This window comes from Streptomyces liliifuscus (assembly GCF_016598615.1).
Lineage (GTDB): Bacteria > Actinomycetota > Actinomycetes > Streptomycetales > Streptomycetaceae > Streptomyces > Streptomyces liliifuscus.
In genome coordinates, this window is the sequence record NZ_CP066831.1 from 10,371,854 (window position 1) to 10,398,693 (window position 26,840).

Here is a 26,840-nt window from a genome sequence, read left to right on the forward strand (position 1 = left end):
CGCCTCAGACGGACGGCGCCGGATCGTCCGTCGGCGGCGGCAGCGCGTCACGCATCGCGGGGAGGATGTTCTTGACGTAGTCCTCGACCGCCGTGTCCAGGCCGATGTCGTGCTGGGCCCGCTCGGACAGGTACCAGCGGTGTTCGAGGAGCCCGTGGTAGAGCTCGGCCGGATCCATCGAGCCGCGCAGCTCGCGGGGGATGGCGCGTACGGTCGGCCGGAAGACGTCCCGCACCCAGCGGTGGGCCAGCACCTCCGGGCGGGCGGCGAGGGGGTCCCCGGGCGCGTAGTCGTCCTGGGTGGCCATCCAGGCCTCCAGGTCGTTCAGCAGCCGCCGCGCCTGGTTCTCCTCGGCGTCCAGCCCGGTCAGCCGCAGCAACTGGCGCTGGTGGTGGCCCGCGTCGACGACCTTCGGCACGAACGTGACGGTGTCCCCGTTCGAGGAGTGCGCGATCTGCATCTCGGCGACGTCGAAACCGAGGTCGTTCAGTCGGCGGATGCGGCGGTCGATGTAGTGGTGCTTGCCCGCCGGATACACGGACGTGCGGGTGAGCTCCTCCCAGAGCCGGTTGTAGCGCGCGCAGATCTCCATACCGAACTCGATCGGGTCCACCGACGGGTGGAGGGCGCCGGACGCCTCCAGGTCCAGCAGCTCCCCGCTGATGTTCACACGCGCGAGGTCCAGGTCGTACTCGCGCTGCCCGGGGCTCAGTTGCGGATGCAGTTCCCCGGTCTCGGCGTCGACGAGATACGCGGCGTACGCGCCCGCGTCGCGCCGGAACAGCGTGTTGGACAGCGAGCAGTCGCCCCAGGCGAACCCGGCCAGATGGAGCCGGACCAGCAGTACCGCCAGCGCGTCCATGAGCCGGTGCATGGTGGCCGGACGCATGGTCGTCTCGAACATCGACCGGTAGGGCATCGAGCCGCCCAGATGCCGGGTGATCAGTACGGATTCCAGCGGGTCGCCGCCCTCGTCGGTGCGGCCGGTGACCACGGCGAGCGGGTCCACCGACGGGATGTTCAGCCGGTCGAGACTGCGCAGCAGCTCGTACTCCCGCAGGGCGGGCCGCTCGGCGAGCTCCTTGACCGCCACGACCTCCGTGCCGGCGCGCGCGTAACGCACCACGTGCCGCGAGATGCCCCGCGGCAGCGGCACCAGATAGTGCTCGGGCCACTCCTCCAGGGGCAGCTGCCACGGCAGGTCGAGCAGGAGCGCAGGATGCTCCGGGTTGGTGGCGCTGATCTGCAATGCCATCGCTCGCTTGCCCTGCCCTCACGGTCGGCCGTCATGTCGCAGGAGCATCTCCGCACCTGGACGTCCCCTTCGTCAACATGGACGTCCGTTTCGTCACCCGGTGGGAGATGCGCCCGCTCCTCGGCTCAGACCGGCTGATCCACCCCCAGCACCGCGCGGACCTCGAACCTCTCGTACGTCTCGGGCGGCTCGCTGTCCTTGGGGCGGGAGGCCAGGACGGTGCCCAGCCAGCCCAGCAGGAACCCGGCAGGTACGGAGACGATGCCCGGGTTCTGCAGCGGGAAGAAGGCGAAGTCCGCGTCCGGGTAGAACGAGGCGGGCCTGGAGGAGACGACGGGCGAGCAGACGACCAGCAGTACGGACGTGATGAGGCCGCCGTACAGGCTGAGCAGGGCGCCGCGCGCGTTGAAGCGGCGCCAGAACAGGCTGTAGACCATCGTCGGCAGGATCGCGGACGCGGCGATGGCGAAAGCCAGGAACGCCAGGGTGGCGGTGTTCGTCCCCCACGAGACGAGCGCGAGCAGCATCCCCAGGACACCGATCACCACGGCGGACAGCCGGGCCACGGTCAGCTCCTCCCGCTGGCTCGCCCGGCCCTTGCGGACCACCTCTCCGTACAGGTCGTGCGCGAGGGAGGAGGCCGCCGCGAGGGTGAGGCCCGCGGCCACGGCCAGCAGCGTGACGAACGCCAGACAGGAGATGAGCGCGGTGAGCAGAGCGCCACCGATGTCCTGGGCGAGCAGCAGCACCGCGGCGTCGCCCTTCGCGTCGATGTCCGCGATGACGTCCCGGCCGACGATCGCGGTCGCGCCGAGGCCGAGCACGCCCGCGGCCAGGCACACGAAACCGACCAGGCCCATGGCCCACAGGATGGAGCGCCGCAGCACCCGGGTGGCGCTCGGGGCCAGCAGCCGCATCATCACGTGGGGGAGCGCGGCCAGCCCCAGCACGATGGCGATCTGCAGACTGAAGAAGTCGAGCTTGCTGGTCGTGCTGCCGCCGTAGCGCAGCCCGGGCTCCAGGAACCGCTGCCCGATCCCACTGCCGGAGGCGGCTCCGCCCAGCAGATCGTCGACGTTCCAGTTGTAGCGGTGCAGCACCATGACGGCGGTCACGGCGACACCGACGACCAGCATGACGGCCTTGACGATCTGGATGAAGGTCGCGCCGGGCATACCGCCGAGCGCCACGTACAGCACGACCAGGGTGCCGATGGCCACGATGCACAGGGTGCGGGTGGCGCTGGACGGTTCGCCGAGGAACTGCGTCAGCAGGGCGACGCTGCCGACCAGTTGGGCGACGAGGTAGAGCACGGTGACGGTCAGCGTGCAGAAGGCGAGCGCCAGGCGGACGGAGCGCTGGTTGCGTGGCAGGCGCAGTGCCAGGGTGTCGCCGAGCGTGAACTTGCCGGAGTTGCGCAGGGGTTCGGCGATCAGCAGCAGCACCATCACCCAGGCCACGCTGGTTCCCACGAGGTACAGCAGGCCGTCGTAGCCGGTCAGTGCGACCAGACCGGTGCTGCCGAGCAGGGTGGCGGCGGAGAGGTAGTCCCCGCACATCGCCAGGCCGTTGCGCAGCGGCGTCATCGTGCGGTTGCCGAGATAGAACTCGCTGATCTCGTCACCCTGCGGCGCGATGATGAGCGCGGTGAACATGCTGACCACGACGACCGACACGAACAGGATGAAGGTCAGCTTCAGACTGAAACCGCCGACGACACCGGCGGAGAGAGTGACCAGCCGGTCCTGGGGGAGCGTCACCATCCGCCGAACCGCCTCTGCTGCCGGGGAACCCGGGCCCGCGCGGCCGCGTCGCGATGCAACTCTGCGCGCAGGCGGTCGGCGGCCGGGTCGACCCGACGCTCCATGTGCACCGTGTACCGCCACGCGGTCAGGGCCATCACGACGAACTGCCCCACCCCGCCCGCGAGTCCCAGCGTCACATGACCGAACAGCGGCCGATTGAGCACATCGGGCAGGAAACTCGACAGCAGCACGAACAGCAGGAACCCGCCCACCGAGATCGACAGCGCCACCGCCCCGAATCTGCGGTGGGCGCCGCGGATGGAGCGGAAGTCGGGACGCGAAGCGATCATGTTCCGGGCCACGGGTCCGGACTGCGCGCTGTCCGGAGGGGAACCGTAGTACGGGCTTGGGTGTTGTGGCATACCGTGCCTTATCAAATAAGAGTGCAGCTCAAGAGGCATTGCTGAACGCGGCTCAAGTTTCTGGATCGAGCGGGTCGGGAATCGGCCCGAATTGCCGCTGAAATCCTCACCCGGTCAACCCGGGGCGGCCCGGCCGATGGGGTATGTCGGCGAGGCTGAACGGATTCTGGCATTCAATCGATTCAATAATCAACAGCGAAAATGTGAGGGAAATGCGAGCGGCCTTATTCGGCCTGCGAAGCCTGCCGGGCTGGCTCAAATGCACCGCACAGCATCGGGCGCCGGAGGCGGCACCGGCGCCGCCGGACGCCGCCTCGACGGCCGGAGCCGGGGGACGTGATGTGCAGCACGCCGGGGCGGTCGGCGTGACGCCTGTGAGAGGGGTTCTGGCTGGGCACGGCTTGATCAGCGATCAAGCCGGGTAAAATCCCTGGCCAACGCCCATTCTGCTCATTTGACACCTCGTCGCGCTCAGGGATAGACAGCAGCCCTCTGAGGTCGAGAGGTGAACCGTGTACGAGCCGAATGTGGTCGGGGACTGGCAGGAGTACGACGACGAGCATGCCGGCCTGCGCATTCGCGTCCATGGCTTGGAGAAGGCGGAGCCGCCGCGCGGTCGTGACGACGCGGCCGAGGGCCTGATCTACTTCCGATTCCGGGTGACCGTCGAAAACCGGACGACCGAGCATTTCGGCATTCACCTGGAAGACGGCCAGCTCGACATCCGTATCGGAACCGACGGCGAGAGCGCGTTTCTGGACTGGCGCAACTCGCAGTTCATCGAGGGCTTCGACGTCTATCCCCTGCGCCGGGCCACCGCGGTCCTGTTCGCCGCGGCTCCCGAAAGCGGCCTGTCCCACGTGGACATCCAGGTCCAGTTGAAGGTCGACGACGAGTGGACCGAACGCTACCTCTGGTCCGGCGGCATCGGCCTGCACGAGCCGGCGGTCGGCGTCGGCGCCCGCCCCGAATCCGCCGCGGACGGTCTCGCCGCCCAGGTGATCAGCTTCCTAGAGAGGGAAGCGGGACAGGGCCCCGCTTCCTGACGGCACGCCAGACAGGGCCCCTCGGGTCGACGCTCAGCCGCCTCGCACCGAGTCCAGAGCCTCGGCGGCCGCCGCCGCGACGGCCTCGGACACGGCGGCGAGCGCCGGGAAGTCGAGCTTCCACTGCTGCCAGTACAGGGGAACGTAGATCTTCGAGTCCGGCGCGAGATTGACGAGCCGTCCGGCTTCGAGCAGCGGCGCCGCCTGCACCTCGGGGGCCATGCCCCACCCCATTCCGGCCGCGACGGCGTCGACGAACCCCTCCGAGGTCGGCACGAGATGCCGTAGTGAACTCGCCGCGCCACGACCGCGCCCGAGCCCCCGGACGAACGCGTCCTGGAGATCGTCGCGCCGGTCGAAGGCCACCACGGGCGCGTCGGCGATCACGTCCCGCAACGGCGTGTCCGGCCACCGTCCGAACCATCGCGAGGCGAAGTCGGGCCCGGCCACCGGGAGGTACCGCATACGCCCGAGGCTCCGCACGGAACAACCCGTCACCGCCTCCGGCGACGAGGTCACCGCCGCCATCACCAGCCCCTCGCGCAGCAACGCGGCCGTGTGGTCCTGATCCTCACGGCGCAACTCGTAGCAGAGCCGCAGCTCTTCCGGTACGTGGGCGAGCGCCGGCAGGAACCAGGTCGCCAGTGAGTCGGAGTTCACCGCGATCGACAGACGCGTCGGCTCGTCGGAGCCCGACATGCCGAGCTCGGTCCTGGCCTCGTCCTCAAGGCGGGCCAGTTGGCGCGCGAACCGCACGACGACCTCGCCGGACTCGGTCGGCCGGACCGGTTTCGTACGCATCAACAGGACACGCCCCGTGCGCTGTTCGAGCGCCTTGACCCGCTGGCTCACCGCCGACGGCGTCACATGCAGCACCGCGGCCGCCGCGTCGAACGTGCCCTCGTCCACGACGGCCAGCAGCGTACGCACCTGGTCGAGAGGAAGCTCTGTCATCACGAGCGCTAATGATACGTAAGAATCTTTAGCTGTACTCTTGACGGCGGCCTTTCTAGCGTGGCGGTGTGAGCAGCACACTGACCGCCGCGGCCGCCGGGTTCGGCACCGGCCTCTCCCTCATCGTCGCCATCGGCGCACAGAACGCCTTCGTCCTGCGGCAGGGCATCCGCAGGGACGCCGTGCTCGCGGTGGTGGGCATCTGCGCCCTCTCCGACGCGGCACTCATCGCGCTCGGTGTCGGCGGGGTCGGCGCGGTGGTGGTCGCCTGGCCGGAGGCGTTGACCGCGGTCGCGCTGATCGGTGGTGTCTTTCTCATCGGCTACGGCTGTCTCGCCGTGCGGCGGGTGTTCCGGCCGTCGGCGCTGCTCGTGGAAACCGGAACGGCGGGCTCACGGCGGCGGGCCGTACTCACCTGTCTGGCGATGACCTGGCTCAACCCGCACGTCTACCTGGACACCGTGTTCCTGCTCGGCTCCATCGCGGCCGACCGCGGCCCGCTGCGCTGGACCTTCGGCCTCGGAGCCGTCCTCGCCAGCCTGGTCTGGTTCGCCGCACTGGGCTTCGGCGCCCGGCTGCTCAGCCGCTTCCTGGCCCGGCCGTCGGCGTGGCGCGTACTGGACGCCCTGGTCGCGGCGATGATGATCGCGCTCGGTACCACGCTGATCGCCGGGGCGTGACAGCCTCCGGGGCCGGAGGCTGTTGGCAGTCCTGGTCGCCGCGATCGCGGTCTGTTCGCCGGAGCCGGTCGTGATGGTCGTGATGACTGTGGTGGTCGTGGCGGTCGCCCCGATGGACGACGGCGACGGCCAGGAGCCCGAGTGCCAGTCCCACCACCGTCTGTGTCCCGAAGGGTTCGCCGAACATCAGCGCACCCCACACGGCCGTGACGGGAGCCATCAGGAACATGAGGGTGTTGACCTTGGTCACCCCCGACCGCCGCAGGATCAGCCAGTACAGCCCGTACCCGCCGAAGGTGGAGAGCACCACGAGCCACACCACCGCGGTCCAGAAGGAGCCGCTCGCGGGTGGTGCCACCGTTCCGGTGGCCGCGGCAAGTGCCGTGAACACGACGGCACTTGTGACGGCATGGACCGTCATCGACACCATCGGGCGGACGTCCGTACGGGACCGGCGGTCCAGGAAGGTCGCCGCCACCAGGGAGAGCATGCCGAGGAACGGCACGAGATACGCCCACCACGCGACGCCCGTCCCGGCGCCCGCGTCGGCCGTGGTGACGACGGCGACGCCGGTCACGCCCAGCCCCAGCCCGAGCCACTGCGTACGCGACACCGGCAGGCCCAGCAGGGGCCCGGCCAGCGCTCCGGCCACCAGGGGCTGTGTGCCGTCGATGAGAGCCGTGGTGCCGCTGGAGACGCCCAGTTCGATCGCGTAGTAGACCGTCAGCAGATATCCGCTCTGCGACAGCGCCCCCACGGCGGCCTGCCGGACCAGATCGCGGGAAGTCAGCCCCCGCCACGACGCCCGCGTCGCGGTGAGCGCGACGACGCCCAGGACCAGGGCCAGCGGCAGAAAGCGCCACATGAGAAGCGTGACGGCCGGGGCGCTGCCCGATCCGAGCTTGGCCCCGATGAAACCGGAGCTCCAGGCCCCGACGAAAGCGATCGACAACAGGATGTTCACGACACCGCACACCTCCAAGGCCGGACGACCGACCGGAGTAGACCGATCTGTATACCTGGCGTCGAGTATACAGATCGGTCTACTCTGGAGAAATGAGCACCTCGAAGACGCAGAGCACATCGAGAACGCAGGGCGCGTCGACCGCCTCGAACGGGCCGCGCCGAGTGCCTCTGACCCCTGGCGCCCGCCGAGCGCTGGAGGCGGCCGGGCGACTGTTCTACGACCGCGGGATCCACGCCGTCGGTGTCGACCTCATCGCCGCCGAGGCCGGTGTCACGAAGAAGACGCTCTACGACCGGTTCGGCTCGAAGGAGCAGATCGTCGTCGAGTACCTCGCCGACCGCGACGAGCGCTGGCGGGCCTTCCTCGCACCCCGCCTCGACGCGGCCCACACCCCGCGCGACGGCGTTCTCGCCGTCTTCGAGGCCTCACGCGACTGGATGGACGCGTGCAGCCCGCGGGGTTGCAGCATGGTCAACGCCCACGCGGAGATCGACGACACCTCGCACCCGGCGTACGCGATCATCACCGGCCAGAAGCAGTGGATGCTCACCCTGTTCACCGACCTCGTACGCCCCCTCGCGCCCGCCTCGGCCGAATCCCTGGGCCGCACCCTGATGCTGCTCCACGAGGGAGCCCTCGTCGCCCACGGTCTGCGTATCTTTCCCGGCGCCCTCGACCACGCCCGCGAGCAGGCGGCGTCGCTGCTGACGACCGCCGAGGGCTCGCGCGAAACGGGCTGAGGCGGCCGGCTGCGTATCCGCCTGTTCGCCTGTCGTCCCGTCCACGGATCGGTCCGCCCGACGAAGGCGGCCGCGGATCGGCGATAGTGATCCTCGAATCGAAAGATGTATCGAGCAATCAGGTCGAGGAACCAGGACGGGCGTGGACACGAGCAAGAGCGGTGCGGAGAACAACGCGGAACACGGCACGGAATACAGCGCAGGACACAGTACGGAATCGGAGACCGGGACACCGGAGCCGGCCGAACCGAAGAGAAGCGGCGGCTGGCGCCGCTGGGCCATGGACACCCGGCCGCTGCGCCGCCCGGCCTACCGCCGCCTCTGGTCCTCGACCATCGTCACGGCCGTGGGCAGCCAGCTCACCGCCGTCGCCGTACCCAAGCAGATCTACGACATCACGGGGTCCTCGGCCTGGGTCGGTTACGCGAGTTTCGCGGGACTCCTGCCCCTCGTCGTCTTCGCGCTGTGGGGCGGCGCGATCGCCGACAGCGTGGACCGGCGCAAGCTCCTCCTCGTCACGAACATCGGGATTGCCGTCACGTCCCTGCTCTTCTGGATACAGGCCGTCACCGGACTCGAATCGGTCGGCGTCCTGATGGTGCTGCTCGCCGTCCAGCAGGCGTTCTTCGGCCTCAACTCGCCGGCCCGCCAGGCCTCCATCGCCCGTCTGGTGCCCAAGGACGAACTGGCCGCGGCGAACGCGCTCGGCTCGACCGTCATGCAGACCGGCCTCGTCGCCGGCCCGTTGCTGGCCGGAGCCCTCATCCCCGTCGTGGGCCTCGCCGAGCTCTATCTCATCGACGCCCTCGCCCTGTGCGCCACGGTATGGGCGGTCTACCGGCTTCCCGCGCTGCCGCCCCTGGGCACCACCGCGGCGGCCGCCGGGCGGGCAGGTCTGCGGGGGATCGCGGAGGGCTTCCGCTACATCTCGCTCAACCAGGTGCTCCTGCTGTCCTTTGTCGCCGACATCATCGCCATGGTCTTCGGCATGCCGCGGGCGTTGTTCCCGCAGCTCGCCGCCCAGACGTATGCGCCGTACGGGGAGGGGCTGGCGCTCGGGCTTCTCTTCGCGGCTATCCCTATTGGGGCGGTGGTCGGTGGGCTCATGTCCGGTACGTTCTCGCGTGCGCGGCGGCACGGGCTCATGGTCATTGCCGCGGTGGTTGCCTGGGGTGTCGCCATCACCGGCTTCGGGTTGAGTTCCAATCTGTGGGTGGGGGTGGCGTTTCTTGCCGCCGCCGGGGTTGCCGACATGGTGTCCATGGTCTTCCGCGGGGCGATCCTTTTGTCGGCTGTCACCGATGAGCTTCGTGGTCGTATGCAGGGCGTTTTCACGGTCGTCGTGGCGGGGGGTCCGCGCCTGGCCGATGTCCTTCACGGGACGGCGGGCTCCGCGGTGGGTGCTCGCACGGCTGTTGCTGGTGGGGGTCTGCTTGTGGTTGTCACGATGGTGGTTCTGGCTGTGGCGATGCCGGCGTTGTGGCGGTACAGGGGGAGTGCGTAGGGCCTTTTTTCGCCCCCGCCGCCCCTACCCATTCCCGTCCCTGACTCAGGGGCTCCGCCCCCGAACCCCCAAAAGACTGCGCAGTTCCCCGCGCCCTTAGGTACCTAGGGGCGCGGGGAACTGCGCGACCAGCCACAACGAACCCGCAGTCGAAGTGAGCCTTCAGCCCGTCCGGCAGGCGGGTCGGTTCAGGTGAGGAGTTTTGCTAGTTGGGTCATCTCGGTGGGTGGGTCGATCACCGGCTGGATGAGGAGTTCGTCGATGCCGGCCTGTTGCAGGGTGGTGAGGCGGGCGAGGAGATCGTCGCGGGTGCCGACCAGGGCCAGGGTGTTCATCAGTGAGGGCAGGACCAGGTCCCGGTCCTGCGGCGCGATGCGTCCGAGGTAGTTGGGGTAGAGCTTGATGTGCCGGTCCGGCGCGGTGGCGGTGGTGCCGCGCCGGTCGAGGAGCCGCCGCACCGCCTCGCGTTCCTCGGGGCCGAGTTGATCGGCGAAGGCGGGTGTGTCGGCGGCCGTGTCTGCGGCGAAGGCCAGCAGCGACAGGACGAGGTGGCCCGTCGCGTCCCGGGCCGCGTCGCCGTGGGGGTCCTCGTCCTCGTCGAGCAGGTGGAGTGACGTGACCACGTAGGAGTCCGCCCGGGAGTCGGGGTCGTGGCGTGTGCCCTGGGCGGCGTGGCGGCGGGTGTCCTGCAGCGCGTGCCAGGCGGCGGGGTCCAGCAGGCCGAAGGAGATGAGGCCGGTTCCGCGGCGGCCGGCGACGGCGGCGGCCCGCGGCCCGAGCGCGGCCACGACGAATTCGATCGGGTCGGCGGTGTTCACGTGCCCCCCGGCGTGCAGGAACCGGATGTCGCGGACCCGGTCACCTTCGCGGTACTCGGTCGGACGTCCGGCACACAGGTCCTGCAGTGCGGCGGTGAAGTTCTCCAGCCCGGCCGCCGTGGTCGGCCGCATGCCCAGGGTGCGCCGGGCGGTGTTCCCGGTGCCGATTCCGCAGATGATCCGGCCCGGTGCCAGGGCGTTGAGGCTGGCGAGGCCGCTCGCGGCGGCCGGGGCCGAGCGCAGCGCCGGTGAGGTCACGCCGATGCCGAGCCTGATGCGGGTGGTGGCCTTCGCACACAGACTCAAGGCGACGAAGGGGTCGCCGTGGACCATCGGGGTGTCGTTGACCCAGAAGCTGTGCAGGCCCAACTCCTCGGCCTGCACAGCGAGGTCCTCCACACCGGGCTGCGCGGCGACAACGACGCCTGCACGCATCAAAACCTCCAAGGTGAGGTTCGAATCGAATCTGCTCAGCATGGCAGGTCCGAGTGCAGGGTCGTTGCGGAGGCGAGTGCTCTTGTGGCGTCGCGGGGTGGGGCGGCCGTGCCTGACGCAGCGAAACCCCGTTGATGCCCTCGCAGTTGAGGGCATGGTCGGCATGAACTGCGGAGGTCCGGGGGCGGCAGCCCCCGGAGAGGGACGGGAATGGGTAGGGGCGGTGGGGGCGAGGAGAAGCTACGCCGGGCGCAGCCACACCGTAGCCAGTGGTGGCAGTGTGAGTCGGACGCTCGTCGCCCACCCCTGCTCCCCCTGAGCCTCGGCCTTGACGGGTCCGGGACTCGTCACGCCGTTGCCCCCGAAGCGCAAGGCATCGGTGTTCAGGACCTCCTCCCAGGCGGGCACGTCGTCAGGAACACCGAGCCGGTACTCGTGGCGTACCACCGGCGAGAAGTTGGAGACGGACAACAACGGATCCCCACCGGCGTCCAACCGCAGGAACGCGAAGACGTTGTCCTCCGCCGCACCCCCCGCGACCCAGGCGAACCCGGAGGGATCGCAGTCCCGCTCCCAGAGCGCACCGGTCGTCCGGTAGACGGTGTTGAGCTTGCGGACGAGGTCCCGCACACCCTGGTGGTCGGCGGCGGCCCCGTACGACGGATCGAGCAGCCACCAGTCGGGCCCGTGCGCCTCGGACCACTCCGCGCCCTGCGCGAACTCCTGTCCCATGAAGAGGAGTTGCTTGCCGGGGTGCGCCCACATGAAGCCCAGATACGCCCGGTGCGTGGCCCGCTGCTGCCACCAGTCGCCCGGCATCTTGGACACCAACGACTGCTTCCCGTGGACGACTTCGTCGTGGGAGATGGGCAGGACGTAGTTCTCGCTGTACGCGTACACCATCGAGAACGTCATCTCGTTGTGGTGGTACTTGCGGTGGACGGGCTCGTGCGCGATGTACTCGAGCGAGTCGTGCATCCAGCCCATGTTCCACTTCAGACCGAACCCCAGGCCGCCACTGTCGGTGGGGCGGGTCACCCCCTCCCAGGCGGTCGACTCCTCGGCGATGGTCATCACACCCGGCACCCGCCGGTACACCGTCGCGTTCATCTCCTGGAGGAACGCGACCGCGGCGAGATCCTCCCGCCCGCCGTGGATGTTGGGCGCCCACTGGCCGGGTTCGCGCGAGTAGTCGAGGTACAGCATGGACGCCACCGCGTCGACCCGCAGGCCGTCGATGTGGAACTCCTCGCACCAGTACACCGCGTTGGCGACCAGGAAGTTGCGCACCTCGGTGCGACCGTAGTCGAACTCGTAGGTACCCCAGTCGGGATGCTCGGCACGGCGCGAGTCGCCCGGCTCGTACAGCGGCTCCCCGTCGAAGCGGGCCAGTGCCCAGTCGTCCTTCGGGAAGTGGGCGGGCACCCAGTCCATGATGACGCCGATTCCGGCCCGGTGCAGTGCGTCGACCAGGTACTTGAAGTCGTCCGGCGTCCCCAGCCGTGCGGTCGGCGCGTAGAAGCCCGTGACCTGATAGCCCCATGAACCGCCGAAGGGGTGCTCCGCCACCGGCATCAGCTGAACATGGGTGAAGCCGAGGTCCTTGACGTACGCCGGAAGCTCCTCGGCCAGTTGACGGTACGTCAGTCCCCGTCGCCAGGACGGCAGATGGATCTCGTACACGGAGAACGGCGCCTCGTGCACGGCGATGTCACCGCGATGCGCCAGCCACTCCTCGTCGCCCCACTCGTGGTGGGACGCCGTCACGATCGACGCCGTCGCGGGCGGCACCTCGGTCCTGCGTGCCATCGGGTCGGCCTTGAGAAACCGATGGCCGTGCCGTGAGGTGATCTCGAACTTGTACCGCGCGCCCTCGCCGATGCCCGGCAGGAACAGTTCCCACACCCCGGACGAACCCAGGGAACGCATCGGGAACGCGGTCCCGTCCCAGTGGCTGAAATCCCCGGCCACTCGGACGCCCCGCGCGTTGGGTGCCCAGACGGTGAACCGGGTGCCGGCCACGCCCTGGTGGGCCATCGGTTCGGCACCGAGCGCCGTCCACAGCTGTTCGTGCCGCCCTTCCCCGAACAGATGCAGATCGAAATCGCCGAGCGACGGCAGGAACCGATAAGGATCCTGCACCTCCAGCTCGCCACCGCCCTCGTACCTCACCAGCAGGGTGTACTCGGGAATCGATTCGAGCGGCAGCACACCGGGCAGCACACCCGAGAAGAGACCGTCACCCTCGCTGCTCAGCTCCATGCGCCGCCCGTCCGCCGACAACACGGCCACGGCCGTGGCGAACGGCCGCAACGCGCGGAAGACGACCCCGCCCGGCACGGCATGGGCTCCCAGCAGCGCATGCGGATCGTGGTGGGCGCCCGACAGCAGGCGCTCCCGATCCATCGCGTCCATGGGCGCCGCCGGCGGCCGCGCTGCGGGCCGGACGTCCTCGGACACCGGAAGAGTCACGGCTGCGGTGATGTTGCGGGCCACGGGTTCAGCCTCCTTGAGCACTGTGAAAGGACGGGACCGGCTTCTGTGTACCGGATCCGGAGGGTGCGGGTGCGGGGGCGCGCTCGGCGAGTCGGGCGATCGCCGCCATCGGTACGGGCAGCCAGTCGGGCCGGTGCCGGGCCTCGTACAGCGCCTCGTACACGGCTCGGTCCGTCTCGTACGCACGCAGCAGCTCGGGCTCGGCGCGCGGGTCCCAGCGGGCCTGGGCCGCGTACCCCGCGCAGTAGGCGTCCCGGCAGCGCCGCGCCCACTCCGGACGCCACGGGCGACGACTGCGGGCGGCGTAGTCGAAGGAGCGGAGCATGCCCGCGACATCGCGTACGGGAGGCTGCGGGTGCCGCCGCTCGGCGATCGGGCGGGCCGGTTCGCCCTCGAAGTCGATGACGAACCACCGCTTCCCGGCCCGCAGCACCTGACCGAGGTGGAGATCGCCATGGATCCGCTGCACCGGACGGCCCGAGTCGAGAGCGGCCAGCGCGTCGAAGGCGCCCCGCAGCCCGGCCACGTACGGCAGGAGGTCCGGCACCGACCGGCTAGTGGCGTCCAGCCGCTCGTTCATCGAGGCGGCCAGCCGTCGGCTCCGGCGTCCGACCGGGACGCCGAGCGCGAACGCACCGGCCAGCGCGAGATGAACCTCGGCCGTCGCCTTACCCAGCTCGTACGCCTCGTCGGTGAAGTCCCGTCCCGCGGCGAGCGATTCGAGTGCCAGGGTCCATCCGTCGTCGGCATCGCGCAGGAACGGCTGCAGCACACCGAGCGTCGCCGCCTGCGGCTGCGAGGTCCGGAACCATGCCACCGGAGCGGGTACACGGGTGCAGCCCTGCCGGGCCAGCGCCCACGGCACTTCGAGATCCGGGTTGATGCCCGGCTGGACGCGCCGGAAGATCTTCAGGATGTACGAATCCCCGTACACCAGCGAGGAGTTGGACTGCTCCGCGTCGAGAAGACGCGGCGTGAGACCGGCGGGGATCGCCACATGCGCCTCGCGCTCGAACCGCAGCGGACCCACCGTCCCCGGAGTACGCAGCCGCTCCAGGAGCAGGTCCGCCGACCGGGGCTCCTGAAGAGCGTCGTACACCATCATCCCGGCCAGCGGCCCCTCGCTCGCCCGGCCGATACAGGTGTGGGCCAGCCGTGGCGGCAGGACCTCCCGGACACCGAGAAGCAACTGGTAGCAGTCCCCGGGCAGATGAGCGGCGGAGTCGTGCCGCGTGCTGACCAGGAGATGCAGACATCCCGGATGCAGCTCGGTCGCCGACAGCAGAGCCAGCTCCGTGACCCGCCGGCCCTTGCCCGCGAACCAGCGCTGCTCCGGCAACCACGTCCGCAGCAGTCCGGCGAGCGACGTCAGCAGAAGAGCCGGACTGTGGCTGCTGGGGCGGGGTGATACGACCTTGCGCATGGCGACCCGTCCTTTCAGGCGCACACCATCAATCGCTGTTTGGTGTGGGGAGCTACCGCGCGGAGTCGGAACCAGTAGAAGCCGTGGCCGGCGAGGGTGAGGAGGTAGGGGAGTTCGCCGATGGCGGGGAAGCGGACGCCGCCGATGAGTTCGACGGGGTGGCGTCCGTTGAAGGCCTGGAGGTCGAGTTCGGTGGGCTGGGCGAAGCGGGAGAAGTTGTGGACGCACAGGACGAGGTCGTCGCCGTGTTCGCGCAGGAAGGCGATGACGGCGGGGTTGGAGGAGGGCAGTTCGGTGTAGGAGCCCAGGCCGAAGGCGGGGTTCTGTTTGCGGATCTCGATCATCCGCCGGGTCCAGTGCAGCAGCGACGACGGCGAGGACATCGACGCCTCGACGTTGGTGACCTGGTAGCCGTAGACCGGATCCATGATCGTCGGAAGATACAGCCGCCCCGGGTCGCAGGAGGAGAAGCCGGCGTTGCGGTCCGGTGTCCACTGCATGGGGGTGCGTACGGCGTCGCGGTCGCCGAGCCAGATGTTGTCGCCCATGCCGATCTCGTCGCCGTAGTAGAGGATCGGGCTGCCGGGCAGGGAGAGCAGCAGGGCGGTGAAGAGTTCGATCTGGTTGCGGTCGTTGTCCAGGAGGGTGGCCAGGCGGCGGCGGATGCCGATGTTGGCGCGCATGCGGGGGTCTTTGGCGTATTCCGCGTACATGTAGTCGCGTTCTTCGTCGGTGACCATTTCGAGGGTGAGTTCGTCGTGGTTGCGCAGGAAGATGCCCCACTGGCAGCCGGAGGGGATCGCCGGTGTCTTGGCGAGGATTTCGGAGACGGGGTAGCGGGATTCGCGGCGGACGGCCATGAAGATGCGGGGCATGACGGGGAAGTGGAAGGCCATGTGGCATTCGTCGCCGCCGGCGCTGTAGTCGCCGAAGTAGTCGACGACGTCCTCGGGCCATTGGTTGGCCTCGGCGAGCAGGACGGTGTCGGGGTAGTGGGCGTCGATCTCCGCCCGCACCCGCTTGAGGACCTCGTGGGTGGCGGGGAGGTTCTCGCAGTCGGTGCCCTCCTCCGCGAAGAGGTAGGGGACGGCATCCAGGCGGAAGCCGTCGATGCCCAGGTCCAGCCAGAACCGCAGGGCGGAGACGATCTCCTCCTGGACGGCGGGGTTCTCGAAGTTGAGGTCGGGCTGGTGGGAGAAGAAGCGGTGCCAGTAGTACTGCTTGCGGACGGGGTCGAAGGTCCAGTTGGAGGCTTCGGTGTCGACGAAGATGATGCGGGCGTCGGGGTACTGCTTGTCGTCGTCGGCCCACATGTAGTAGTCGCCGTAGGGCCCGTCTGGGTCGTTGCGGGACTGCTGGAACCAGGGGTGCTGGTCGCTGGTGTGGTTCATGACGAAGTCGATGATGACGCGCATGCCGCGTTGGTGGGCGGCGTCGACGAATTCGACGAAGTCGGCGAGGTCACCGAATTCGGGGAGGACGGCGGTGTAGTCGGAGACGTCGTAGCCGCCGTCGCGCAGGGGTGATTTGAAGAAGGGGGGGAGCCAGAGGCAGTCGACGCCGAGCCATTGCAGGTAGTCGAGTTTGGCGGTGAGGCCTTTGAGGTCGCCGATGCCGTCGCCGTTGCTGTCCTGGAAGGAGCGGACGAGGACTTCGTAGAAGACGGCGCGTTTGAACCATTCGGGGTCCCGGTCTTTTTGCGGGGTGTCTTCGAAGGTGTCCGGGACGGGCTCGTTGACGATCATGGTGTGGGTGACCCTCCGGTTGGCGGTGAGGACGGTCGCAGGACGGTCAGTACGTGCGCGGCCCGGTGGCCGGGCTCAAGGCGTACGTAGTTGGTCCTGCCCCAGTGGTAGGTCTCGCCGGTGAGCTCGTCGCGCACCGGCATCGACTCGTGCCAGTCGAGGCCGAGTCGTGGCATGTCCAACGAGACCGTGGCCTCCTGGGTGTGGTGAGGGTCGAGGTTCACGACCACCAGAACCCTGTCGGACTCGTCGTGCTTGCTGTACGCGATCACCGCGTCGTTGTCGGTGTCGTGGAAGTGGAGATTCCTGAGTCGGCGCAGTGCGCTGTGCTGCCGTCTGATCCGGTTCAGGGAACCGATGAGAGGCGCGATGGAACGTCCGTCACGCTCGGCCGCCTCCCAGTCCCGGGGCCGCAGCTGGTATTTCTCCGAGTCGAGATAGTCCTCGCCGCCCGCCCTGAACGGAGTGTTCTCGCACAGCTCGTATCCGGCGTACATTCCCCAGGCCGGCGAAAGGGTCGCCGCCAGAACGGCCCGTACTTCGAAAGCCGGACGGCCGCCGTGCTGGAGATACCCGGGCAGGATGTCGGGCGTGTTCACAAAGAAGTTGGGACGCATATACGCGGCGACATCGTCGCTGGATAGTTCGGTGAGGTATTCGGTCAGTTCGGCCTTGGTGTTGCGCCAGGTGAAGTACGTGTACGACTGCTGGAAACCGACGCGCGCCAGGGCATGCATGATCTCCGGGCGGGTGAACGCCTCGGCCAGGAAGACGACATCGGGATCGGTGCGGTTGATGTCCGCGATCACCTGCTCCCAGAACGCCACCGGCTTCGTGTGCGGATTGTCCACGCGGAAGATCCGTACACCGTGGCTCATCCAGAAACGCAGAATCCGCCCGGTCTCGGCGACCAGCCCCGGCATGTCCTCGTCGAAGGCGATCGGATAGATGTCCTGGTACTTCTTCGGCGGGTTCTCCGCGTACGCGATCGTGCCGTCCGAGCGGTGGTGGAACCACTCCGGGTGCTTCTCCACCCACGGGTGGTCCGGCGAGCACTGGAGCGCGAAGTCCAGGGCGACTTCGAGATCGAGCTCCGCCGCGGTACGCACGAAGGCGTCGAAGTCGTCGATCGTGCCGAGGTCGGGGTGGACGGCGTCGTGCCCGCCCTCCGGTGAGCCGATCGCCCAGGGGACCCCGACATCCTGACGGCCCGCCGACAGGTTGTTGTTGGGGCCCTTGCGGAAGGTCGTACCGATGGGGTGGATCGGTGGCAGGTACACCACGTCGAAGCCCATCTCCGCGATCGCCGGCAGCCGCCGCGCCGCGGTCCGGAAGGTGCCGGTGACCGGCGGCTCGCCGTCCTCGACCACCGCGCCCTCCGAGCGCGGGAAGAACTCGTACCAGGATCCGTACAACGCCCGCTCCCGCTCCACGAGCAAGGGCAACGGGGCCGATCGGGAGACCCGTTCCCGCAGGGGGTGGTCCGCCAGCGCCGCGTCCACGTCCGGGGTCAGGGCGGCGGCGAGGCGGGCGATCGGCGGCCGGGACTCGTCGCGCAGAGCGTCCACCGCTGTCAGTACCGCCGCTCGCCCGGCCTCGTGCGGGACTCCAGAAGCGGCGCGTTCGTACAACTCGGCGCCCTCCTCCAGGACCAGCTCGACATCGATGCCCGCCGGAATCTTGATACCGGCGGCGCGGCGCCAGGTGGTCACGGGGTCGGACCAGGCCTCCACCCAGTACGCCCAGTCGCCCACCGATCCGGGGGTGACGTCGGCGCCCCAGCGGTCGGTGCCGGGGGCCAGTTCGCGCATCGGGGTCCAGGGGCCCGTACGGCCCTGTGGATCGCACAGGACGACGTTCGCGGCGACAGCGTCGTGACCCTCGCCGAAGACGGTGGCGGTGACCTGGAAGGTTTCGCCCGGGACCGCCTTCGCCGGGCGGGTGCCGCGGTCGACGGCCGGTCGGACATCCACCACAGGGACGCGGCCGATCGGGACGATGGGCACGCGGCCAACAGGGGGGACACGGCCGTCGGCCGGGTTGTCGGTCATGGCTCTCACCTCCGTCGTCTTCTGCGTTTCCTTCGCTGTGCTTGCGTTCTTCGCCGTTCTCGCTGTCCTTGCCGCTCTCGCGCCCCGGTCCGTACCTGGCGGCACTGCCGGAGGCCCCGTTACGCCACAGGGCTTGCCGCGAGACCGTCGGATCGGCCGGACCTGCCGGACTTGGCGGATCGCCGGCCGTCGGCAGGGCCGACTCGGGCCCGGTTCCGGCGGCGGGCGCCCGGCCCGACCGACAGATAGCGCTCGGCGGCGTGGACGGCCTCCCGCGCGCAGCGTTTGCCCATCAGCACGCACAGCGTGTAGCCCGTGTCCTCGAAATTGCCCCGCGCCGCACGGTCGGCGGGGGCCGCGAGCATCATGCGTTCCCAGGCTCGGTACAGCTCCAGATGCCTGGCGACCTCGGCTTTGGCAGGCAGCAGCATTTCACTGGTCACCTTCCGCTCCCTCGAATGCGCACGGTTCGCCCGGATCGTGCGTGAAGCCCGTGCACGGAGAGGCATCGACCGACTACAGCGGCCGACGCCCTCACCCATGGTGCATGCGGTGACACTCAACGTCCTGTTGTCGCTTCAACTACATCCGGCGCGCCCTCGTGTTGCACGAATGGAGTACCGCTCCCACTCTGGGACTGACTCAGAAGCGATCACTGCTCACGCTTCGTGTTCGGGGCTCGGCCCGCAGGGGCGAGGAGGAGCAAGAGCTTCGCCGGTGAGGAGCCAACGACGATGAAGACCGTAGTGCCCTGCTACTACCACCTCGACGTGGAAGTCAGTCCGGAGCGGGTCGACCAGGTCAGGCGCATTCTGGCCGCCCATCTCCGGTACTGGAACCTTGAGAACCTCGTCGAGCCCGTCTGTCACTGCGCCGACGTGCTGCTCCGCTCGATCGGGGAGCACGCGGCCGACAAGAACACCACCATCGAGATGTGGTGGAACGGCCAGCACCTCATCACCGCCGTCGCCGACAACGACGGCGGGATCCATCCGGAGTCCGCCACGCCCGGCTGCCTGGCCCGCATCGCCGCGCTGAGCGACGGATGGGGCTGTTGCGGCACGGACACCGGCGGAAAGATCGTCTGGTTCTCGCGCCGGGCCCGCGCCATCGAGCGTGCCCCGCTGGTCCCGGCCGGCCCCGCGCCCAGTCTGCGCGAGGCCCGGCGGACGCCCCGTGAGATGCCCGTACCGGCGAGGGCGATCTCCATGCCCGTGGGTTCGTTCCAGGACGAGGTCGTCGCGGCGGCCTCCGGGTAGATCCGGTCCCCGCGGAGAACGCCGCACCGGCCCGCAACCGATCAGTCGGTCGCGGGCCGGTGGCGTCCCTCACCCTCGATCCTCGGGTCAGGTCCTCGGGCAACTCCGTCTGTAGGCGACGTCCTGGACGTAGCGGTCCCAGTCGTCCCGCGACAGCCCGGTGGTCACGCGACGGCAGACCGTCCGTGCCGCACGGTCCGGCGTGATCTCGTACGCCTGCAAGGGGGCGTGGTCCCCGGCGGCGTAGAGCGTGCCGCCGTCGGGGCCGAACGCCAGCGCGTGGACGGTGTCGCCCGGTGTGACGAGCGAGGATCCGATCCGTCGGCGGGAGGGCACGTCCCAGAGCTGCAGGGTGCCCTCGTCACCCGCGACGGCGAGCGTGCGGCCGTCGGCGGAGAAGGCCAAAGCCGACACGTACTGGTAGGTGGTCGTGTCCGGGTCGGCGAGGACGCCGAGCCGTCGGTTCAGCCTTCCGTCCCAGAGGACGACCCGGCCGGAGCCGTCACCGACGGCCAGATGATCCCCGTCGGGGCTGAACGCCAGAGCGGTGGACTTGCCGGGGCTCCTGACGGACGGCAGCCGGGTGCCCGCGGGCATGCGGTACGCCTGCCCGCGCTCGGTGACGAGCAGGTCGCCGCCGGGATGCGAGGTGACCGCGCCCACGGAGCCGGGGAGCGTGCCGACCGTGGTCCGGCGACGCAGGTCCCAGATACGGGTGGACTCGGGTAAGGACCCGCGCAGCGGGGAGAGGAGCAGCGACCGGTCACCGGCGTCGAAGGTGATGTCCGACAGGGCCTCATCGGCGCCGAGGGTGGTGGTGACGCGCCGTCGCGGAATGTCGTAGAGGGACACCTTGGTCGATGGGGGAGCCGACGCGAGGTCCACCACGCCGTAGGCGAGCTCCTTGCCGGTGGAATCGATGGCGAGCAGGGCATCGCAGCCTCCGAACGCCACCACTTCCGACGGGGCCCGGCACGGCAGCGGCGGCGGTTCGGCCAGCAGCCGTCCCGTACGTCCGTCGAGCACGCGGAACCGTAGGCGCTTCCCGTCCTCGTCGACGTCGGCGACCGCAAGGGTCCTGCCGTCCGGGCCGAACTCGACGGCCAGGGCGGGGGACGGCTCCCAGCGGGTGTTCACCGCGCTGCCCACGTCCAGCGTGTGGACGGCAGGTCCCCATGAGCCCTCCGGACCGCCGAGGTACCGGACGATGCCGGCCTCGGTGTCCACCCTGATCTCCTGGACGGTCTCGCCGGCCAACTGGTGCCGTACGACCGGGAAGTCGGGTGAGTCCATCCGCCAGACCAGGATCTCCTCGCCGTCCGACGCCACCAAGAAGGCGCCGTCCGAACTGAGTTGAGCGACCTTCAGACCGGGGTACGTGACCGCGGGAAGCTCCTTGCCCGACGTGACGTCCCACGCCCGGAATCCGGTGGCGTCGATCAGTCCCAGATACCTGCCGTCGGGCGTGAACGTGATCCGCTCCTTGACGCACTGCTCGACGGTGGCTTTCGGCAGCCAGGGCGCGGGTATGCGACGGTTCTCGGCGACATCCCACAACTCGAACCGCTCGCCCGGGAGGCACAGGGCGAGCAGACGGTCGTCCGCGCTGACCGTGGCATCCGTGAAGGCGGGGTCGTCCGTCAGAGCCGTGCCCCGGCCGTCCTTCTCCTGCCGGTTCTTGTGTGCGGTGAGCCTTGCCCACTCCACTTGGGAGCCGGTCGCCGCGTCCGGCTTCGCGTCGGTGTCGCGCGTGATCTCCAGGAGCTTTCGCCGGGACCGGGCGTCCCAGAGCTGCACCCGGCGCTCGGATCCCTCGGCGTGGTGGACGAGGAGGCTGCGACCGCTCGCCCCCATCTCGACGCCGCCGTCGGCGACGGCCAGCGGTTTCCCCTCGCGTTGTCCTGTGGCGAGGTTTCGCAGTACGACCCTTTCTTCGCCGGATTCTCTGTCGAACTCGGGGATCCATGAGGCGTCGGCCCGGACGAACCCCACGTCCTTCGCCGTGTCGCCGAGCCCCGGCCAGGTGGCCGTACGCCGACGCGTCTCCATGTCCCATCGGGTCACCTGACCGGCGCCGACGCTGAGGAGAGTGCGGCCGTCGGCGCTGAGATGCCGCATGGTCTCGTCGGAGCCGTCGGGATCGGTGAACACGTCCTGGTTGCGCTGGGCCGCGGCGCCGAGCAGTGCGGAACGGGTCTCGGGAAGGTCGGCCACGCGCCACGCGGCGAGGCTGAGCCGCATCGCCGTCACCGGGTCGGACAGACGCAGACTCTCCGCGACGCCGACGAGGCGACGGGCCTCCGCCTCGATCCGCCGCCGCTCGCCGGACTGGTTCTGCTCCCAGGCGACGAGTGCCGCGACAAGGCTCAGCACCACCAGGACGGACAGGACGACCGTACGAGTCCTGCGGCCCCGCCGCTCACCCCGGCGGGCGTCGAGGCCGACGTCGAGGAACTCCCGTTCCAGCGGGGTGAGATCGTCCGTGGCGCCGAACTGCTCCTCTGCGGTGGACAGTCGCACGCCCCGGTAGAGGGAGCCCGCGTCCCGTCCCAGGTCCTGCCAGGTGGCCGCCGCCTCGGTGAGCCGGTGCTGGGACCTGAGCCGCTCGCGGTCCTCGTCGATCCAGGTACGCAGTCGGGGCCACGCGGTGAGGACAGCCTCGTGGGCCAGGTCGACGGTGTCCTCGTCGAGCGTGATGAGCCGGGCGCGGGCGAGCCGTTCGAGTACGACATCAGTGTCGGCGTCCGTGTCGCCGCCCAGCGTGGTGAGCTCCGTGCGCCGGGTCGGCCGGCGCGTGTCGCCGGTCCCCTGACCCGGGCTCACCAGGCGGAGCAGGATGCGACGGGCGGTGTCGGCTTGAGGGCCGGTCAGGCTCTCGTAGAGATCCTCGGCGGTACGGGCGATCGCCCCGTGGAGGCCTCCCGCGGCGTCGTACGCGGCCTCGCCCAGTGCTCTGCCCCGGCGTCTGCGCCAGGTTTCCAGCAGGGCGTGCGACATGAGCGGCAGGCCACCGGGCTCGTCCTGGATCTCGGCGATGATCCGTGAGGTCAGCGTCCGTTCGACGATCAGACCCCCGAGTGCGGCCGGTTTCACGATCGTCTCGCGCAGCTCCTCCGTGCTCATGGGAGCAACCAGGAGCGTCGCCTCCTGTGCGGCCTGGGCGAGTCGGCGGTATCGGGCGCAGTGGCCGTAGAAGTCGGCGCGGACCGCGACGACGACACGAATGCCGTGTTCGGGTCGGACGGCGGTGAACAGCAGGTCGAGGAAGCCCTTTCGCTCGGCGGGATCGGCGCAGAGGGTGAAGACCTCCTCGAACTGGTCCACCACGATCACGGTCCCGGCGCGGGTGGTGCTCGGATCCAGGGCGTCGGCGTGGGTGCGGGCCGGGTGCGGTCCCGGGGTGAGGATCCGGATCGTCGCGGGCCGGACACGCGGCGGGTCGGTCTTCCGGAGGCGCGGGATGAGACCCGCGCGCAGCAGGGAGGACTTGCCGCTGCCGGACGGGCCCGTCAGGACGACGAAGTCCTTGTCCCGTACCAGGTCGACGAGTTGGCCGACGAGATCGTCCCGGCCGAAGAAGCGTTCGCTGTCGCTCGCCTCGAAGCGGGCCAGACCGGGGTAGGGGGCCTCCGCGTCGTCGTCGGCGGCACGGCTCTCCTCGGCCGTGTCCTGGGCGGCCCGGTGCCACCGTCGCTCCCATTCGTCGCGGTCCCCGCCGCACACCTCGGCATAGGCGAGGACCACCGGCAGCGAGGCCAGTCTCTCTCCGGCCGCCGCCTGCGCGAGCGTGGCCGCGGAGTAGTGCGCCTGCCGAGCCATCGCGCGGTAGGTGATCCCGCCCGCCTCCCGACGCAACTTCCGCAGTTCGTACGCGAATTGCGCGACAGGTCCCTCGGTCGGGTCCAGCGGCCGCTCACGACGTCCCATCGCATCCCCCGTCGCCGTGTGCGCCTGTCGACCCGCACGCTACGAATCCCGGCGGCGGTGGGGAAAGGGGCATGGCGAGAACGCACCACTCGCGCCACGAAATTGTCTGAAGTGGCGACAGGGGACTGCCGGACAATGCCCCGACCGTGAAAGCTGAGGTCATGGCGGGCCGGCGCGACCCACGTGGACGTACGGGGGAGCACGGGGGAGCGTTCCACGCTGCCGGCCCGCCGACGCCGGACGGGGGACAGTGCCGGGCGTGTGAGGTTCCGGGAGGCCGGGTCAGGGGGAAGCCCGGCCTTCCGGGACACCACGGCGAGCTCTAGTGAGTGGGCGGACCGACGCGAGCCTCTCCGTACGGCACGAGGCGTACCGGCCCCATCAGTCCGTACGCCTGCCGTGTCAGGCCGCCGTACACGCCGGGATCGCTGACCCGCAGCCGGTTGGCGAGCGGGGTCGCCACCTCGACCTCGATGACGTTCTGCCCGCGGTGGAGCAGGCCGCCGAGGTCCACCACCGGGTGGATCTGGTCGACCGGGTCGAGGCGGTGGCCGTTGACGGTGACCCGGCAGGTGTCGGTGACGGCTCCCAGTTCGAGGCGCGCGCCACGGCCGCCCGTCCAGGCGTCGCCGAGCGTGACCGTGGTGCGGTAGCGGCCGATGCCGGAGACGTCGGCGAGTTCCGGGATCTGCGACCAGGGCACCAGGGCGTCCAGGGTCAGGTCGTGCTCGACGACGGTGGTCCTGGTGGCAGTGGCGCCGGGCCGCCAGTCCTGTACGCGAAGGCGCCAGGAGGTGAGTTCCGTCGGCCCGGGGATGCCCTTGAAGGACGTACGCACCGCGCGTCCGTGGGACAGCACGGTCCGGTACGTGCCCGCCGCCGTCGCGCGGACGGTGAGTCCGGCCTCCGTGAAGCGCACCTCGTCCGCCTCGCCGGCGACCGCGTGCGGGCGGCGGCCGTTGCGGTCGCCGAAGAGGCCGGGGCGCCCGATCGCCACGACGAGGGTCTCCGCGGGCTGGAGGGCTACCCGCACGGTGACCGTGTCGCCGTCCTCGGTGTAGCGGGCGATCCGCTCGGCTCCGCCGGTCCACGGATCCAGCAGATACGGCACTCCGCCGGCCGTGGCGCGACGCAGCGTGACGTCGTGGTCGATGGCGGCCACCGGCGGCTTCACGGTCTCGGCGTGCTTGCCGTTGCAGAGGTAGTAGTAGTCGACGCCGTCGGCCACCCGGTGGGCGTTGAGGAGGGTGGAGGCGGACGCGTATCCGGCGTCGGGCCGTACACCGAGCTCGGTGAGGGCGGTCGGCACCGCGGTCTTGTCGGTGACGCGACGGACCCGCGGCTGGGCGAGCAACTCCGTGACGACCGAACCCAGTTCGTCGGTCTCGCCGCTGTCGGGGATGCCGGACGGCACGACGGTGTCCCATGCGCCGAGCAGCACGATCGGCAGTCCGGCGCGGGTGAGCCGCAGCAGGGCGCGGGCGTCCCGCAGGGCGAGGGTCACCGTGGACCCGTAGAAGAAGTCGCCCTCGACGAACAGGGCCTTGTAGGCCGGGCCGTCGGGTGCGAGCCGTCCCCCGCGCACGGTGGCGGCGGGCAGGTCGAACAGCGGGCCGCTGAGGAACTGATGGGTCCAGCCCAGGGTGATGCCGGTGGCGGTGAACCAGGAGGCGCCGATGCCGGTGGCGGTGTAGCCGGTCTGCCGGAACACCGCCACATCGGCTCTGGGCCGGCCGGTCTGCAGCACCTGATGGACCCGCGCCAGGTAGCCGGAGACGTCCGGCACGTGCTTCCAGGTCGGATGGCGCGGACCCCAGGACTCGCCGTAGCCGGCCGTGCCCTTGTACGGGGTGAAGGCCGCGTATCCCGGCCAGTTGACGCCCGGCAGCTCGGCGTAGGAGAAGCCGTGCACCACGGTCTGGTTGACCCCGGCCGCGTAGGCGCCGCCCATCGTCCGCAGGAACCGCTGCCAGGTGGTGCTGTAGGCGCTGCCGGAGTACGCGCCGGCCTCGCACGAGAGCACGGTGTGCCCGGCCATGTCACGGCCGCCGACCAGACAGCGGTAGTCGTCGAGGTTCTTGAAGCCCAGGGACTCGCCCTCGGCGATGTCCAGGACCGCGGCCGAGGCGATGGCGTCGGTCTGCAACCCGTAGGGCTGGGAACGCAGTTGGAGGCCGAGCGAGTGGGCCCAGGTGCGCAGCGCCCCCACGTGGTGTCTGTTGAAGAGAGTGGAGACCGTCTCCCAGAAGTCGTGCCGGATCTGGCGGGTGGCGGCGGCCTCGAAGGCGAAGACCTGGTTGCTGTTGTCGAGGATCACGGCGGGCAGCAGCGGCAGCAGGGAGCGGCCGGTGTGCTCCCGGAACGCGGCGGGCAGGCCCGGCGTCCACTGGAGCCCGTCCGTCTCCAGCTCGATGGAGTCCTCGAAGAGCGCGCCGCCGGAGACCTTCAGCAGACGGCGGATCGCCGGAGTGAGGAGGTGGGCCTCCCAGAAGTCGGTCACCGCTCGGGTGCCGGCCGCGCTGAAGTGGTCGACGACGTAGGAGGGTGGGTCGGTGTGCGGGCCGGCCTCCGGCGTCTGGCCGGAGCCGCGCACCCAGTAGGCGATCAGGACCCAGGTGCCGTCGTCGGGCGCGGTCCAGCCGAGTGTGCCGTCGGAGACGGTGGAGGTGAGGTCGCGGACCGAGTCCTGGTCGAGGCCTGTCTCCTTGCGGGTGGAGTTCGCGGTGTTGACGCGTGCGGCCTGAACCAGCAGCAGCCGTTGCTCGGTGACGCCGGAAGCCGCCTCGTGGACGGGTTCGGGGACCGGGCCGGAGTAGGCGGTACCCGGGGCCAACGTGACGGCCCCGTGGGCGAGTTCCTTGACGGCGGCCTCGCTGTCCGGGGTGATGCCGGGAACAGCCGCGGGCCACGCGGGGCCGACGGTGAGATCGATGGTGAGGCCGCGTCGGGCCGCCTGGCTCAGCGCGGCCTCGACGCCGGCGACCCAGGAGGGGCTGCCCCAGCCGTGGCGCTCGGTGTCCAGCACCGACGGGTCGGCGACGCTGTGGTGGACGGCGGCTATCTCGGCGCCGCCGAAGCCCGCGTCGGCGATCTGGTCGATCTCCCGTCTGATCTCGTCGGGCCGCACCAGGCCGTCGGGCCACCACCAGCGGAACTTCGGCCGCACCGCGCGGCCCGGCTCGGCAAAACCCGAGAAGGCGGAGGCGGCGGAGACGGCCGAAGCGGCGGAGGAGGGGGCGGAGGCGGCTGCGGCGCTCCCGGATCCCGCCCCGGTCAGCGCACCCGCCGCGGCCGTCGTCGCCGCGGCGGCGAGCAGCGTACGGCGCGGAATGCCCGTCCGGTGAACTGCGGTGAGGTCGTCCATGGTTCCTGT

At 70.0% G+C, this 26,840-nt stretch carries 18 protein-coding genes; 5 read left to right on the forward strand and 13 right to left on the reverse strand.

The window, feature by feature from the left end; all coding sequences use genetic code 11:
- Window positions 1-4 precede the first annotated feature (4 nt).
- The 3 genes from JEQ17_RS45275 to JEQ17_RS45285 all read right to left on the reverse strand — a co-directional run bounded on the left by JEQ17_RS45275 (window position 5) and on the right by JEQ17_RS45285 (window position 3,350).
- Window positions 5-1,255, reverse strand: coding sequence for a DUF4032 domain-containing protein (locus tag JEQ17_RS45275; protein WP_200400762.1), 1,251 nt, complete (start codon window positions 1,253-1,255; stop codon window positions 5-7).
- 125 nt (window positions 1,256-1,380) lie between these two features.
- Window positions 1,381-3,018 (reverse strand): solute symporter family protein, encoded by a 1,638-nt coding sequence (locus tag JEQ17_RS45280; protein ID WP_407700125.1) that lies wholly within the window; start codon window positions 3,016-3,018, stop codon window positions 1,381-1,383.
- Window positions 3,012-3,350: a DUF485 domain-containing protein gene (locus JEQ17_RS45285; protein WP_234048615.1), complete on the reverse strand. Its 339-nt coding sequence runs from the start codon at window positions 3,348-3,350 to the stop codon at window positions 3,012-3,014. The genes JEQ17_RS45280 and JEQ17_RS45285 overlap by 7 nt, the downstream gene beginning before the upstream one ends.
- 584 nt (window positions 3,351-3,934) lie before the next feature.
- Between JEQ17_RS45285 and JEQ17_RS45290 the strand changes: the two genes are divergently transcribed.
- Window positions 3,935-4,468 carry a hypothetical protein gene (locus tag JEQ17_RS45290; protein ID WP_189839170.1) on the forward strand — a complete coding sequence of 178 codons (534 nt, stop codon included), beginning with the start codon at window positions 3,935-3,937 and terminating at the stop codon, window positions 4,466-4,468.
- Between the two features lie 33 nt (window positions 4,469-4,501).
- Here JEQ17_RS45290 and JEQ17_RS45295 read toward each other — a convergent pair whose 3' ends face one another.
- Window positions 4,502-5,422 (reverse strand): LysR family transcriptional regulator ArgP, encoded by a 921-nt coding sequence (locus JEQ17_RS45295; RefSeq protein WP_200400764.1) that lies wholly within the window; start codon window positions 5,420-5,422, stop codon window positions 4,502-4,504.
- 68 nt (window positions 5,423-5,490) lie between these two features.
- Between JEQ17_RS45295 and JEQ17_RS45300 the strand changes: the two genes are divergently transcribed.
- A complete protein-coding gene (locus JEQ17_RS45300; protein WP_200400765.1) occupies window positions 5,491-6,102 on the forward strand; it encodes a LysE/ArgO family amino acid transporter in 612 nt (203 codons plus the stop codon).
- Here JEQ17_RS45300 and JEQ17_RS45305 read toward each other — a convergent pair.
- Window positions 6,002-7,066, reverse strand: a complete 1,065-nt coding sequence (locus JEQ17_RS45305; RefSeq protein ID WP_234048616.1) for a DMT family transporter — start codon at window positions 7,064-7,066, stop codon at window positions 6,002-6,004. The genes JEQ17_RS45300 and JEQ17_RS45305 overlap by 101 nt on opposite strands.
- 92 nt (window positions 7,067-7,158) lie before the next feature.
- Here JEQ17_RS45305 and JEQ17_RS45310 point away from each other — a divergent pair, with 92 nt between their 5' ends.
- Both JEQ17_RS45310 and JEQ17_RS45315 read left to right on the forward strand, forming a co-directional pair.
- Complete coding sequence (locus JEQ17_RS45310; protein WP_200400766.1) at window positions 7,159-7,809, forward strand: TetR/AcrR family transcriptional regulator; 651 nt, start codon at window positions 7,159-7,161, stop codon at window positions 7,807-7,809.
- 142 nt (window positions 7,810-7,951) lie between these two features.
- Window positions 7,952-9,313 carry an MFS transporter gene (locus JEQ17_RS45315; protein WP_234048617.1) on the forward strand — a complete coding sequence of 454 codons (1,362 nt, stop codon included), beginning with the start codon at window positions 7,952-7,954 and terminating at the stop codon, window positions 9,311-9,313.
- Window positions 9,314-9,501: 188 nt separating this feature from the next.
- Here JEQ17_RS45315 and JEQ17_RS45320 read toward each other — a convergent pair whose 3' ends face one another.
- The 6 genes from JEQ17_RS45320 to JEQ17_RS45345 all read right to left on the reverse strand — a co-directional run bounded on the left by JEQ17_RS45320 (window position 9,502) and on the right by JEQ17_RS45345 (window position 18,712).
- A complete protein-coding gene (locus JEQ17_RS45320; RefSeq protein ID WP_200400767.1) occupies window positions 9,502-10,566 on the reverse strand; it encodes an LLM class flavin-dependent oxidoreductase in 1,065 nt (354 codons plus the stop codon).
- A gap of 240 nt (window positions 10,567-10,806) precedes the next feature.
- Complete coding sequence (glgB, locus tag JEQ17_RS45325) at window positions 10,807-12,981, reverse strand: 1,4-alpha-glucan branching enzyme (RefSeq protein WP_200402052.1); 2,175 nt, start codon at window positions 12,979-12,981, stop codon at window positions 10,807-10,809.
- 85 nt (window positions 12,982-13,066) lie between these two features.
- Complete coding sequence (locus tag JEQ17_RS45330) at window positions 13,067-14,485, reverse strand: maltokinase N-terminal cap-like domain-containing protein (RefSeq protein WP_200400768.1); 1,419 nt, start codon at window positions 14,483-14,485, stop codon at window positions 13,067-13,069.
- Window positions 14,486-14,499: 14 nt separating this feature from the next.
- Window positions 14,500-16,230, reverse strand: coding sequence for a maltose alpha-D-glucosyltransferase (gene treS / locus JEQ17_RS45335; RefSeq protein ID WP_200400769.1), 1,731 nt, complete (start codon window positions 16,228-16,230; stop codon window positions 14,500-14,502).
- Window positions 16,227-18,281, reverse strand: coding sequence for an alpha-1,4-glucan--maltose-1-phosphate maltosyltransferase (locus JEQ17_RS45340; protein ID WP_200400770.1), 2,055 nt, complete (start codon window positions 18,279-18,281; stop codon window positions 16,227-16,229). Before JEQ17_RS45340 ends, treS begins: the two co-directional genes overlap by 4 nt.
- 119 nt (window positions 18,282-18,400) lie before the next feature.
- Window positions 18,401-18,712, reverse strand: a complete 312-nt coding sequence (locus tag JEQ17_RS45345; RefSeq protein WP_200402053.1) for a DUF5133 domain-containing protein — start codon at window positions 18,710-18,712, stop codon at window positions 18,401-18,403.
- Window positions 18,713-19,015: 303 nt separating this feature from the next.
- On the opposite strand from JEQ17_RS45345, the gene JEQ17_RS45350 reads away from it, so the two are divergent.
- Window positions 19,016-19,540 (forward strand): pep a2, encoded by a 525-nt coding sequence (locus JEQ17_RS45350; RefSeq protein WP_200400771.1) that lies wholly within the window; start codon window positions 19,016-19,018, stop codon window positions 19,538-19,540.
- 87 nt (window positions 19,541-19,627) lie between these two features.
- On the opposite strand, the gene JEQ17_RS45355 is transcribed toward JEQ17_RS45350, so the two are convergent.
- Entirely contained in the window at window positions 19,628-23,467 is a 3,840-nt protein-coding gene (locus tag JEQ17_RS45355) for an nSTAND1 domain-containing NTPase (RefSeq protein WP_200400772.1), read from the reverse strand.
- A gap of 322 nt (window positions 23,468-23,789) precedes the next feature.
- A complete protein-coding gene (locus tag JEQ17_RS45360) occupies window positions 23,790-26,831 on the reverse strand; it encodes a glycosyl hydrolase (protein ID WP_200402054.1) in 3,042 nt (1,013 codons plus the stop codon).
- Window positions 26,832-26,840 lie beyond the last annotated feature (9 nt).